At 47.5% G+C, this 13,345-nt stretch carries 12 protein-coding genes; 8 read left to right on the top strand and 4 right to left on the bottom strand.

What is annotated here, in order from left to right:
* Window positions 1-412: 412 nt before the first annotated feature.
* On the bottom strand, window positions 413-1,822 hold the full coding sequence (locus P8H32_RS00245) for an MATE family efflux transporter (protein WP_297291700.1): 1,410 nt from the start codon (window positions 1,820-1,822) through the stop codon (window positions 413-415).
* 156 nt (window positions 1,823-1,978) lie between these two features.
* Window positions 1,979-2,521: a glutathione peroxidase gene (locus P8H32_RS00240; RefSeq protein WP_297291699.1), complete on the bottom strand. Its 543-nt coding sequence runs from the start codon at window positions 2,519-2,521 to the stop codon at window positions 1,979-1,981.
* 216 nt (window positions 2,522-2,737) lie between these two features.
* Between P8H32_RS00240 and P8H32_RS00235 the strand changes: the two genes are divergently transcribed.
* Both P8H32_RS00235 and P8H32_RS00230 read left to right on the top strand, forming a co-directional pair.
* Window positions 2,738-3,283, top strand: coding sequence for a DUF3833 domain-containing protein (locus P8H32_RS00235; protein ID WP_301088159.1), 546 nt, complete (start codon window positions 2,738-2,740; stop codon window positions 3,281-3,283).
* 214 nt (window positions 3,284-3,497) lie between these two features.
* On the top strand, window positions 3,498-5,681 hold the full coding sequence (locus P8H32_RS00230; RefSeq protein ID WP_301088158.1) for a GNAT family N-acetyltransferase: 2,184 nt from the start codon (window positions 3,498-3,500) through the stop codon (window positions 5,679-5,681).
* Window positions 5,682-5,695: 14 nt separating this feature from the next.
* On the opposite strand, the gene P8H32_RS00225 is transcribed toward P8H32_RS00230, so the two are convergent.
* Together P8H32_RS00225 and P8H32_RS00220 are read right to left on the bottom strand one after the other, a co-directional pair.
* Complete coding sequence (locus tag P8H32_RS00225) at window positions 5,696-6,280, bottom strand: lytic transglycosylase domain-containing protein (RefSeq protein ID WP_297291696.1); 585 nt, start codon at window positions 6,278-6,280, stop codon at window positions 5,696-5,698.
* Window positions 6,281-6,292: 12 nt separating this feature from the next.
* The gene (locus tag P8H32_RS00220; protein WP_297291695.1) at window positions 6,293-8,020 is read right to left on the bottom strand and encodes a proline--tRNA ligase; all 1,728 of its coding nucleotides are present in this window, start codon (window positions 8,018-8,020) and stop codon (window positions 6,293-6,295) included.
* 217 nt (window positions 8,021-8,237) lie between these two features.
* On the opposite strand from P8H32_RS00220, the gene P8H32_RS00215 reads away from it, so the two are divergent.
* The 6 genes from P8H32_RS00215 to ruvC all read left to right on the top strand — a co-directional run bounded on the left by P8H32_RS00215 (window position 8,238) and on the right by ruvC (window position 13,342).
* Window positions 8,238-8,645: an HIT domain-containing protein gene (locus tag P8H32_RS00215; RefSeq protein ID WP_297291694.1), complete on the top strand. Its 408-nt coding sequence runs from the start codon at window positions 8,238-8,240 to the stop codon at window positions 8,643-8,645.
* Between the two features lie 285 nt (window positions 8,646-8,930).
* Entirely contained in the window at window positions 8,931-9,458 is a 528-nt protein-coding gene (locus tag P8H32_RS00210) for an HU family DNA-binding protein (RefSeq protein ID WP_297291693.1), read from the top strand.
* Window positions 9,459-9,720: 262 nt separating this feature from the next.
* Window positions 9,721-9,972: a zinc ribbon domain-containing protein gene (locus P8H32_RS00205; protein WP_297291692.1), complete on the top strand. Its 252-nt coding sequence runs from the start codon at window positions 9,721-9,723 to the stop codon at window positions 9,970-9,972.
* 84 nt (window positions 9,973-10,056) lie between these two features.
* Window positions 10,057-11,847 carry an aspartate--tRNA ligase gene (aspS, locus tag P8H32_RS00200; RefSeq protein ID WP_297291691.1) on the top strand — a complete coding sequence of 597 codons (1,791 nt, stop codon included), beginning with the start codon at window positions 10,057-10,059 and terminating at the stop codon, window positions 11,845-11,847.
* Between the two features lie 18 nt (window positions 11,848-11,865).
* The gene (locus P8H32_RS00195; RefSeq protein WP_297291690.1) at window positions 11,866-12,609 is read left to right on the top strand and encodes a YebC/PmpR family DNA-binding transcriptional regulator; all 744 of its coding nucleotides are present in this window, start codon (window positions 11,866-11,868) and stop codon (window positions 12,607-12,609) included.
* Window positions 12,610-12,820: 211 nt separating this feature from the next.
* A complete protein-coding gene (gene ruvC / locus P8H32_RS00190; RefSeq protein ID WP_297293537.1) occupies window positions 12,821-13,342 on the top strand; it encodes a crossover junction endodeoxyribonuclease RuvC in 522 nt (173 codons plus the stop codon).
* Window positions 13,343-13,345: the final 3 nt, after the last annotated feature.

The raw sequence follows: 13,345 nt of genomic DNA, 5'->3' as shown, positions 1-13,345 counted from the left end.
CGGCTTTGAGCCTTAAAACGCTTCGCTGTCTCAAAACACTCAATCGGCGCTAGCCCTGACTATTTCGCAACCCTACCCCCGACTCCTCAGCTACCTTCACGCTTTCTCTGTAGTTTCAGTTAGACCCTGGCTTCCTTTAAGGCTAAACCTTTTAACCTCTAACCCTTCGAGATGTGAGCCAAGGTATTGGGTGGGGGTTGCGGAATAGTCAGGGCCAGTGCCGTGCCAGTTTTGAGACAGCGAAGCGCGTTAAGGCTCAAAAATGGCTAAGGGTAGCCCGGAGGGCCACAGGACCATTCCGCAACCCCCACCCAATACCTTGGCGCCGCTAACCACAAAAACCACCAACATTACTCAAGAAGGGTTACCCCAGACTGCATGCTTATGCTGTTATTTCCGCTAAGGCGGAAATCTACAGCGCTGGATTCCCGCCTTCGCGGGAATGACGGTGTTCTGCGGGAATGGCGGTGTTATTGTTTTTGGTCAGGTTGCTAATATGCCTGAAGGCAATCGCCACACCTGCTAGCGCAAAAATCATTCCGCCAACCGCTTGTCCTGCTAATACTCCGGCAGCACCAGCAATTTCTCCCCCTAAATACACAAAAGGCAGCGTGCCCACCGTAGACCTGCCCACATTAAACCAGGTGGCATACATCGGCTTACCCAGATTATTAAAAGCAGAGTTAGAGACAAACTGCGCACCGTTAAAGATAAAGGTAATGGCTATCCAGGTGCAGAAAATCCGTACCAGCTCGGCGGCTTCCCCTTCTAACTTAAACAACGTAATAATCGGTTCTTGCAGGATATAAAGTAAAACGGATACTAAAGTGACATACACCGCATTAAAAATTAGTGCGTTACTCAGCGTTTCGCGAATGCGGGCAAAGTTAAGTGCTCCAAAATTCTGGCCAATAATAGGCGCTATCGCCCCGGAAAGAGCAAATACCAACGCAAAAGCCACCGGTGAAATACGTCCAACAATAGCAAAACCCGCCACATAGGCAGCGCCAAACTGCGCTACCATTTTAATCACAATAGCATTGCCAATGGGGGTGGCGAGATTGGTTAGCATGGCGGGACCGGCAACTTTAAAAATTGGTTTAAAGTCTTCAACAAAATCCTTATAGACAAAGGCCTTCATTAGATTGTGTTTGCGGGTTACACCCCAAAAGGCAATCCCCAGCACCACAAACCGAGCCATTACCGAGGCGATAGCGGCGCCTTCTACACCCATACTTAAAGCGAAAATAAAAATGGGGTCGAGCACGGCATTAACGCCGCCCCCTATTAATGTTGTTAGCATGGAAAGTCTGGCATCACCCACTGCACGCAGTGCCGCAGACATCGCCATGCCAGTGGCCAGTATTGGGAGTGAGGGTAATATAATTTGTAAATAGCTAACCCCAACGGCCAGTGCACCTTCATCGGCCCCAAGCAGGCGGAATAGAAAGGGAAGGTTAAACCAGATAATACAAGCCATTGTACTGGTTAGTGTTAGCGCCAAAACGGCTACATTGACCACATAGCGCTTTGCCTGCTCCACATTGCGCTGGCCAATCATGCGCGATACCAGGGCGGCCATGGAAATGGTGATACCAATACTTAGGGAGATCGTAAAAAAAGAGATGCTGGAGGCAAAGCCCACGCCGGCAATAATATCGTCGCTGCCCAGCATGCTGAGAAACAGCATATCAATCAGGTCAACCAAGAATATCCCGACCAGGCCTATCGACGCGGTGCTGGTCATTACCCAAATATGGCGCATGATAGAGCCATCAATAAACTTGGCGGGTAGATGCGCGGCGCCAGATTTATCAGTCATTACTGCAACAACTCATAGAGATACAGCCTAATCAGTCAAGGATGAAATAAATAAGGTATTGTTGGTATGATTATGGGAACCTTCGCGAGGCGCGATCATAGCATAATCTTACTTGGCAATTCATCTTGTGCGCGAGAATGACGATTAGTGTGGTTGCTACATTCTTAATGCTTCAACAACAGTATTCTCTAATTGCCCACCCATGGGGGGTTCACTAGAGGGAAATGCGGCAATAGCTTTGCCGTCTTTACCAATCACATATTTGGAGAAATTCCAGCGAGGAGCCCTGCCGGTCTGTTCTGCTAATGATTTAAAGATGGGGTTGGCATTGGCACCCCTGACGCTGGAGGTACCAAGCATCTGGAAAGTCACACCGTAATTGATATAACAGACATTAGCCGTTTTAGTTTCGTCACTATGCTCTTGATAAAAGTCGTCAGAGGGGAAGCCCAATACCACTAAGCCCTGGTCCTTATATTTCTGATGCAGGGTTTCCAGCGTTTTAAATTGGGGAGTATAGCCACACTGGCTGGCGGTATTTACCACGACAATCACTTTGCCCTGATAAGCGTCACACAGGTTGATGGTTTCAGTAGAGTGCAGTTTACGGGTTTCATAGTTCAGCATACTGTTGCAATTGGCAAAGCCAGGCTGGCTAAAGGCCAGAGCTGTAATGAGGGCTAAGAGTCGAGTGTTCATAGTGGTTTACCCCTTGTCTCGATATAACTGATTTCTTTACCAGATTTATAGTAACTACTTAATAGTAATGTACGTACCGGTTGCCAGAATGGATTTTAACGGCTTTAATCTTGCCCATCATGCTGGTGTTTTTGTATTTGGATCAATTCATTCAGTCATCACTAAACCAACCCGGGTCGGTCCACGTATCAACAAAAATCGTTTAAGGATTGATATATGTTTGTTTCCCCTATTTTAAAAGTGGCTGGCCTTCTGCCTTTAATGGTTCTTTTACTTGCCTCCTGTAATTCAGTTGATGTGATTGACTATAAAAACAACCAGCCAAAGTTAGTTGCCGAGTCTTTTTTTGATGGCCAGCTTCGGGCGGCTGGTGTACTAAAAGACCGTTCTGGTAAGGTCATTCGTTATTTTACCGCCGATATTAAAGCGTACTGGAAAGAGGGCGTAGGTACCCTTGAAGAAGACTTTGTATTTGATGATGGTGAAAAACAACGGCGGGTTTGGACCCTTACTCCCAATGGCGACAATCGCTATATCGGTACAGCCGGTGATGTTATTGGTGAGTCTGATATACAGGTTGCTGGCAATAGCATGTTTCTGGGCTATGTGCTGCGCATTCCCTATGGTGATGGGACTATAGATATCACTATTGATGATCGGATGTATTTGGTATCGGAGAATGTGCTGATGAATGAGTCCAGTATGTCAAAGTTTGGGGTGAATGTTGGGCAGTTGTTACTGGTGATTCAGAAAGTTGATTAAGCGCTGTTCCTGTCATCCCCAAAAAACTCCTGTCATTCCCGCGAAGGCGGGAATCCAGACTGCATGCTCATGCTGTTATTTCCGCTAAGGCGGAAATCTACAGCGCTGGATTCCCGCCTTCGCGGGAATGACGGGGATGACGTTCCTCTGTGTAGATTGTTTCTCCCTGCAATGATTGATAACCTGAGTTTTTTCCCAACAGAGAAAACTGGCCTTGCCTCCTGTTAACCCCATTCTGTCTGCAATGACTCAACAGCAAGCCGTTGCCCGTGAATCACGGCAGCGTGGTTTGGTTGTGCTTTCGGGCGAACGGCAGTGGGCTTGTGAGTTATTGCAACAAGCTGATTTATTGAATGACCCTCTATGGGTTACTGATAAACCACCAGAAAACGCTACCTATATAGAGCCAGCACAAGCACGCCAGTGGTTAGGCCGGGAAGTGGATGGCCTAATTTATGATGCCTGGGCGGGGTTTGACCCCGATGCATTGGCTGCGGTGTCTGGTGCATTGGTGGGGGGAGGCTTATTAATAGTGTTAGTTCCTCCGTTAACAGAGTGGCCCAGCTATAACGACCCGGATTACCAGCGCTTATTGGTTCACCCGTTTCACGTTGATAATATCGCCGGCCGGTTTATTCAGCATATCATCCATTCTATACAGTCTGACCCAAACGCCTTACTGGTTGAGGAAAAGTTAGTTGAACAAAATCAGCCTGTAGAATTTATACCGGCAGCTTCAGTTCCATCAGCTGCACCAGAGCCTATGGCCGATTACTGCTTAACCGTCGATCAATCCAAGGCAGTCAAAGCCATTATTGCCACCTCAAAAGGGCGAAGCCGACGACCCCTGGTGATTCGTTCAGACCGTGGCCGCGGTAAAACATCCGCCCTGGGTATTGCCAGCGCCGCGCTAATGCAACAGGCGGATTGCCATATTGTTATCACTGCGCCGCGCATTGAATCAGTACAGCCGGTCTTTGAACATGCCGCTCGCTTATTAGCGGTTGAACCCTCGCAGGGTGTTATTAAATACCAGCAGTCCCAGCTACAGTTTATTGCCCCTGATGAGCTGATCCGCAATAAAATCGACCCTGACTTATTATTAGTTGATGAAGCCGCTGCTATTCCAGCCTTTATGTTAGAGCAGTATCTGGCCAGCTATAAGCGCATCGTTTTTTCAACAACCGTCCATGGTTATGAAGGCAGCGGCCGAGGTTTTGATATTCGGTTTAAGCAAACCCTCGATAGCACAACGCCCCTATGGACATCCTGTGTATTACAGCAAGCTATTCGATGGGCAGATAATGATCCTGTAGAAGCCTGGTTATTTGATGGCTTGCTACTTAAAGGGCGGGAAATTGATCAAGCAGTGTTAGCGGACTTCGACCTAAAGCACTGTGTTAGTGAGCAACTCAATCGTGATGATTTATTAAGTAATAAAATTGAGCTGGAACAGTTATTCGGTTTGTTGGTGTCTGCCCATTATCAAACCACACCGGCAGACTTACGCAATCTGCTTGATGGGCCTAATCTATCTGTTTGGGTTAGTCGTTACCGAGGCCAAATTATTGCCGCTGCCTTAATGGCCGCTGAAGGTGGTTTTGACCCAGCGTTATCTGAAGCTATTTGGCAGGGTAAAAGAAGGCCGCAAGGGCATTTATTAGCCCAATCACTATCGGCCCATGGTGGTTTTAAAGAAGCGCCGCTGCTGCGTTACCAGCGAGTGATGCGTATTGCTGTTCATCCTTCGCTACAACGAAAGCATATCGGTAAACAGTTGCTGCAAGATATAGTGCTACAAGCTCGCCAGCAGGGTTTTGATTTTATCGGTTCAAGCTTCGCCGCCACTGCGGATGTCGTGCAATTCTGGCGAGCGGTGCAATGTGTTCCCGTCCGCTTGGGTAGCACGCGTGATGCCAGTAGTGGCTGTTATTCTGCGATGGTGCTATCGGCATTGAGTGCTGACGGGGAGGCTTTATTAACTAAAGCCTGCTACAGGTTTGGCGAGCATTTTCCCCGTGATTTAATGGTGCAATACCAACAGTTAGAACCTGAGTTGGTGATAGAGTTATTGTTGGGTCATGACAATCAGGCTATTGATTGTGACCAGCAAACCTGGTTGGATATTGAAGCTTTTGCATCAGGTTACCGGCAATATGAAACTTGCCATTTATCACTGTGGAAATTGGCCGTTCTTGCTTTGTCGACCAAAGCTGTTGCAGCGGTTTTGTCCGCACAGCAGCAACAAATTTTAGTGATGAGAGTACTACAGCAACTACCGGTCAGTGAGGTGGTTGCTCGCTATCAACTGAATGGGAAAAAAGCCCTGCAAACCGCGCTGCGAGAAGTGATGCAAGCTATTTTTCTGCAGCGCCAAAAGCTTGTCAGCCATGAATAAAACCAGCGGCTAAATTACAGGCTATCGTCTATATACCAATGCTTGCGCCAGGCATCCATTACCCGCTCCGGATACCAGTATTTTCCATAGCTACCGTTATAACGTGCCAGCGCTGTCATCCAGTTGCCATCTTCCTTTTTTAAATAAAACTGCAAAATGCGGCAGCCGTAGCTAAGGTTGGTATCTATGTCGGTAAGGTTATCATCGGGGCGGCCAATTTCTTGTTTCCAAAAGGGCATCACTTGCATTAGGCCCTGGGCGCCCACTCTGGAAATAGCATAACTATTAAAACTGCTTTCAACTTGAATCAAGGCTAAGACTAAATCCGGCTTTAGTTCAGCTTTGGTCGCTTCGCGGTGCACAGACCTCAATAAATCAAGCCGCTGTTTGGGGTCTTTAATAAACGGTTTTAGTCGTCCTGACATATCCACCAGCCATACTTCTGCAGCAAAACGATCTTCAAAACTATCACTGCCATTAATGGTGTTTTTAAGAAAGTGTCTTAATTCTTTCTGGTCCGCAGGGGAGGGGGTGCTGGCGGCATTGGCCAATGCCGCCAGTAGAAAAATAACAACAACTTTTAAACCTGCAAGCTTCATAAGCTGTACTGATTATTTAGCGATAGTCTTTTGTACAAAATTAATAATATCGCCAATAGCAATATCCTGATTGTCCGCATCCTGACGACCTTTATATTCCAGCTGCTGTTCTTTCAAACCACGATCGCCGATAACAATGCGATGAGGGATACCCATCAGCTCCATATCGTTAAACTTAACCCCGGGTCTTTCGTTACGGTCATCCAGCAGCACTTCATAACCCAGTGCGGTCAGTTCGTCATACAGTTTATTGGATTGCTCGGCTACCGCTTCAGATTTGTGCATATTTAAAGGCACAATCGCAATCTGGAAAGGGGCAATACTGTCAGGCCAGATAATCCCTTTGTCGTCATTGTTTTGCTCAATTGCTGACGCAACAATACGGGTAACACCGATGCCGTAACAACCCATTAACATGACTTGGTCTTTGCCATTTTCGTTTAATACCGTGGCATTTAAGGCTTCTGAATATTTCGTGCCCAGCTGGAAAATATGGCCTACTTCAATACCGCGCTTAATGTGCAGTGTGCCGTTGCCATCCGGGCTTGGGTCCCCTTCAACCACATTGCGAATATCTTCAATGCAGTTGGCGGTGGCATCCCGCTCCCAGTTAACACCGGTAAAGTGGAAACCGTCTTCATTGGCGCCGCAGACAAAATCAGCCAGGTGGGCTGCGCTGCGATCAACAATGGTTTCAATAGGAAGATTAACCGGGCCAATGGAGCCTACAGAGCAACCCAGCACAGCTTTGACTTGCTCTTCACTGGCGAACTCTAACGGATTGGCTACGCCGTCATATTTTTCGGCTTTGATATCGTTTAGCGTATGGTCGCCTCGGACAACCAGGGCAATTAAAGGTGCCTCTGCTTCTTCGTCATCGGTTTCACCCAATACCACCAGTGTTTTAACCGTCTGTTCAGGGCTAACCCCTAAACCGGCACTCACTTCTTCAATGGTATGCTGGCCGGGAGTGGCTACTTTCTCCATCGCTTTAGCAGGGGCAGGGCGCCCACCGGCAGGGGCTAGGGCTTCAGCCATTTCAACGTTAGCGGCAAAATCACTGCTATCGCTAAAGGCAATATCATCTTCACCGGAATCGGCTAATACATGGAACTCATGGGAGGCGCTGCCGCCAATTGAGCCGGTATCGGCAATAACGGGCCTAAACTCCAGGCCCAGCCGGCTAAAGATATTGGTATAGGCAGCATGCATGACATCATAAGTATCTTGCAATGACTGCTGGTCTTTATGGAAGGAATAGGCATCCTTCATAATAAATTCCCTTGAGCGCATTACCCCAAAGCGAGGGCGAATTTCATCGCGGAATTTAGTTTGGATTTGATAAAAGTTAGCGGGTAATTGTTTATAGCTTTTAATTTCATGGCGAATCAAATCGGTAATAACTTCCTCGTGGGTAGGTCCCAGGCAAAAGCTATTGTTGTGGCGGTCGGTGATCCGCAATAGTTCGGGGCCATATTGCTGCCAGCGGCCGGACTCTTCCCATAATCCAGCGGGCTGAACCACAGGCATTAACACCTCCTGCGCTCCGGCTTTATTCATTTCATCGCGAACAATCCCTTCGACTTTGCGCAGTACTCGCAAGCCCATCGGCAGCCAATTATATAAGCCCGATGAAAGCTTGCGGATCATTCCGGCTCTCAGCATCAATTGATGGCTGGTAACCACAGCATCGGATGGGGTTTCTTTAACGGTGGCAATTAAAAACTGACTGGCGCGCATTGTGTATACTAGCTCTTCTATAATTATAAATAATGGATGTGGATGGAATTAATCAGCAGGCATTCTACGTCTGATCTCCCACGCGGTACAGCACAAATAGCCTGAAAACTCCACGTAGGGTGGATTATAATCCACCTTATAATGATGCTGGTACACCGGTGGATTACAATCCACCTTTCAATCCACCCTGCAATACCCCAGTAAAATGGTAACGAATATGTTTGAACTCCACCCACAATTGGCCAAAGACTGCGTTGAAGTTGGCGATTTTCCGTTGAGTAAAGTCCTGTTGTTAAATGACAGCAATTACCCCTGGATTATCCTGGTACCCAGGCGGGAAGATATTCAGGAAATCTTTCAGTTAAGCGAAGAAGACCAGCGTCAATTATTGGCAGAATCCAGCTCGTTAAGTGCTGCAATGGCGGCGCAATTTCATGCCGATAAAATGAATGTGGCGGCACTGGGAAATAGGGTGCCGCAATTACATATCCATCATATTGTTCGATTTAAAAATGATGCCAGTTGGCCCAGCCCGGTTTGGGGCGCAGTAGCGGCAAAACCCTATAATAAAACCGAATTGGATGATTTACTGGGTGTGTTCAGGTCAATTTTGGGCCTCGGGTAATCGCTCGTTTTTTTGGCGTGTACACTGTATTTTTTTTACGATTTGTTGGCTCAAAAACCACGAATCAATGGATTTTGAAAAAAAATGCTTTTTTTCGCTATTTTAGCCGCTAATTTTCGCAAAAACCTTGTATTACAGTGTTTTCTGGACTATAAAAATCGCAGACGCTGTATATATAGGTTGAAATGTATTTTGAGATTTGTAAATCGGTGTCTGAGTGAGATAAAAACTTGGGTATAATATTGAGCTAACTCATCATTTAACCACCATATAAGGCTAACAAACATGGCGACTAAAAAGAAAGCAGCACCAAAGAAGAAAGCAGTTGCAAAGAAAAAAGCACCTGCTAAGAAAAAAGTAGCAGCTAAGAAGGCTCCTGCTAAGAAAAAAGTAGTAGCTAAGAAGGCCCCTGCCAAGAAAAAGGCAGCACCAAAGAAGAAAGCAGTAGCTAAAAAAGCGCCAGCCAAGAAGCCGGCAGCGAAGAAAAAAGCTACGGGTGCTATCAAAGAGAAAATGACCAAGAGTCAGATTTTCAATGATATTGCTGAGTCGACTGATTTGAGCCGTAAGCAAGTGGCTGCAGTATTTGATGAGTTAGAGTCACTGGTAGGTCGCAGTATCGCTAAGCGTGGTCTGGGTGAATTTACTATCCCCGGTCTGATGAAAGTGACTACTGTTAAGAAGCCTGCCAAAAAAGCTCGCAAAGGTATCAATCCTTTCACGGGTGAAGAGCAGATGTTCAAAGCTAAACCTGCCAGCATGGCTGTTAAGGTTCGTCCTTTGAAGAAACTGAAAGAGTTTGCTGCCAAGTAATACAGCTTACCCTTCAGAAAGCATGACACCGGCTACTCTCTGTCTTGATTTGGCAGAGGTTTGGCCGGTTTTTTTGTTCTTTGATTTTCCCTTCCTGGTAATTCTTTTTCAATAAAAACTCTTTATTATTCAATGTGTTAACTGTTCATAAAGGTTTTCTTTGCGGTACTATTGCCCACCGCTGGCAGGCTCTTACACGGTGCCTTCGGTTTTAGGGTATAATCGCGCGCGTTTTTTTAGTTGATTTGAGGTTGTAGCCGATATGCCGATTTATGAGTATCAGTGCCAGGACTGCGGGCATGCATTAGAGCAGTTGCAGAAGCTGAGCGATGATCCTTTGATCGATTGTCCCAGTTGCGGCAAACCGGCATTAAAAAAGAAGATTTCTGCCGCTGGTTTTCGTTTAAAAGGCGGTGGCTGGTATGAAACGGACTTTAAAACCGGCAATAAAAAGAATTTGGCCGGCGGCGGTGAAAGCTCATCAAGTGGTTCTGCCGTCAGCAGCGAGAGCTAAGTATTAAAAACTGGTAGTCGATTAAGCGGCTGCCAACCCGATTTTAACAATCATTATCTACAGGCACACAGGAAAATAGTCACAATGCGCACTCATTACTGCGGAAACATAACCTCGGCAACTATCGACGAAGAAGTCACCCTTTACGGTTGGGTTGATCGCCGTCGTGATCACGGTGGCGTGATCTTTTTGGATTTACGTGACCGTGAAGGCATTGTGCAGGTGGTGTTTGACCCCGATACTAATGAACACTTTGAGCGTGCTGATAAAGTGCGTAGCGAATATGTCTTACAAGTAAAAGGTCGTGTGCGCGCACGTAGCGAAGGCACTATCAATACGAATATGTCTACGGGTGAAATTGAAGTGCTGGGCAAGGAGTTGAAGATTCTCAACAGCGCAGCAACGCCTCCATTCCAGTTGGATGAGCATATCGAAGTGGGCGAAGATGTTCGTTTGAAGTACCGCTATGTCGATTTACGCCGCCCGGAAATGCTGGAAAAGCTCAAACTGCGTTCAAGCGTGACCTCATCTATCCGTCGCTTCCTGGATGATAACGGCTTTTTAGATATAGAAACGCCTATCTTAACCAAAGCGACTCCAGAAGGTGCCCGTGATTACTTAGTCCCTTCCAGAACCCACGAAGGCAAATTCTTTGCGCTGCCCCAGTCGCCACAGCTATTTAAGCAGTTACTTATGGTCTCTGGTATGGATCGCTACTACCAAATCGCCAAATGTTTTCGCGATGAAGATCTACGTGCTGATCGCCAGCCAGAATTTACCCAAATTGATATTGAAACCTCCTTTATGGATGACCAGCAAATTATGGCCATCACTGAGGGGATGATTCGCGAGCTATTTAAAGAAGTATTGGATGTAGACCTGGGCGAATTCCCGCGTATGCCATACGCCGAAGCGATGCTGCGCTTTGGTAGCGACAAGCCGGATCTGCGTATTCCTTTCGAACTGGTGGATGTGAACGACCTGATGCAACAGGTAGATTTCAAAGTCTTTAACGGCCCGGCCAACGACCCTAAAGGCCGTGTTGCTGCTTTAAAAGTACCCGGTGGCGCTAAAATCAGCCGTAAGCAAATTGATGACTACACCAAATACGTTAGTATCTACGGCGCCAAAGGTTTGGCCTGGATTAAAATCAACGATGTGGCAGCCGGTATTGAAGGTTTGCAATCGCCCATCCTGAAATTTATGCCCGATGAAATTGTTACCCGGATGATGGAGCGATTAGACGTTGCCGATGGCGATATTGTCTTCTTCGGTGCGGATAAGACTAACATCGTCAACGAAGCTCTGGGTGCTCTACGAGTTAAAATCGGCGAAGACCTGGATATGATCGAAGGTGATTGGGCGCCATTATGGGTTGTCGACTTCCCGATGTTCGAAGAGAACAGCGAAGGTAACCTGACCTCATTACACCACCCATTTACTGCACCAGCTTGTTCGCCAGAAGAGTTGGAGAAAAATCCTGAAACTGCTCTATCGATTGCCTACGATATGGTATTAAACGGTACCGAATTAGGCGGTGGCTCAGTTCGTATCCATCAGCCAGATATGCAGCAAGCGGTATTCCGCGTATTGGGTATTGGTGATGAAGAAGCCGAGGAAAAGTTTGGCTTCCTGTTAGATGCGTTAAAGTACGGTGCGCCACCACACGGCGGTTTGGCCTTTGGCCTGGACCGTTTAGTGATGCTAATCACCGGCGCCAAGTCTATCCGTGATGTTATTGCCTTCCCTAAAACCCAGAGTGCAGCCTGTGTCATGACCGATGCACCGGGCATGGCAGATAACAAACAGCTGCGTGAACTGAATATCAAACTTCGCGAAAAGCCCAAGGCCGCTGAGCCAAAAGCTGGCGAATAAGAAACGGAGAGTCAGGCAATGGCAGGTCATAGTAAATGGGCCAATATTAAACACCGCAAAGCCGCGCAGGATGCCAAGCGGGGAAAAATATTTACTAAACTGATTCGCGAATTAGTCGTTGCCGCTAAAGCGGGTGGGCCCAACCCTGACGATAACCCCGGCTTGCGGGCGATTATCGATAAGGCACTAACTGCCAATATGAAGCGCGATACTATCGATAAAGCGGTAGCGCGTGGAGCCGGCACCGATGATGAAGACAATTATGAAGCCGCCACCTATGAAGGTTATGGTGCGGCGGGTGTGGCAGTATTAGTGGAATGTTTAACTGATAACCGCAATCGCACCGTGGCAGAAGTTCGCCATGCCTTTTCCAAGCGTGGTGGTAACTTAGGTACCGACGGTTCCGTCGCCTATTTATTTACCCGCACCGGCCAAATCAGCTTCGCCGAAGGCGATGAAGACCAGATTATGGAAATCGCTTTGGACGCTGGCGCCGAAGATGTGGTTGCCAATGATGATGGCTCTATTGATGTGACCACAGCCTTTGAAGACTTCCTGTCAGTAAAAGATGCGATGGTAGCTGCCGGTTTAACCCCTGACCATGCCGAAGTGACAATGTTGCCTTCAACCACGGTTGAGTTGGATAAAAGCGGTGCTGAAAAGGTGATGGGTTTAGTCGATATGTTAGAAGACCTGGATGATATCCAAAACGTCTATACCAATGCGGATATCCCGGATTCAGTTCTGGAATCCCTGGAATAACACCCCCCGTCGTTCCCGCGAAGGCGGGAACCCAGTACTGTAGATTTCCGCTTTAGCGGAAATAACAGCATAAGCATACAGGCTGGATTCCCGTCTTCGCGGGAACGACGGGGTACTGAATAAAAATACAGTAATTTCCCCTTCCAACTATTGTTATACCCCCCTCATCCTGCCAGAATAGCCGCACTATAATGGCAATAAAACCAGCACTATGGCGCTTATTCTCGGGATAGACCCCGGCTCAAGAAAAACCGGCTACGGCATTATCAATGTCAACGGCAACCAGCATGACTACGTCACCAGTGGCGTTATCCGCTTGCCGGTTGAGCAAGAGCTCCCCGAACGTATCAAAGTCTTGATCCAAAGCCTCGCAGAAATTATCGAAACCCATTGCCCCCAGCAAGTGGCTATAGAACAAGTCTTTATGGCTAAAAACGCCGGTTCCGCTTTAAAGCTGGGCCAGGCCCGTGGTGCAGCTATTGCTGCCTGTGTTGCGCAGCATTTAGAGGTGTCTGAATATTCCGCCCGGCAAATTAAACAGGCAGTGGTGGGCAGTGGTGCGGCGGATAAAGAGCAGGTGCAGCATATGGTCAAAGTGTTATTAAAACTGCCGGCCATGCCACAGGAGGATGCGGCAGATGCTTTGGGTGCTGCCATTTGCCATGCCCACACCCAGGCCAGCTTGATTAATTTGGCGGGTGTCAGTCGGGTTAGAAGAGGGCGCCTGCGCTAGTAA

It is taken from the genome of Oceanicoccus sp., from assembly GCF_029238675.1.
In the GTDB taxonomy this organism is placed as follows: domain Bacteria; phylum Pseudomonadota; class Gammaproteobacteria; order Pseudomonadales; family Dasaniaceae; genus Oceanicoccus.
Note: the sequence above shows the minus strand (reverse complement) of the source record. Positions and strands in the feature narration are given on the sequence as shown.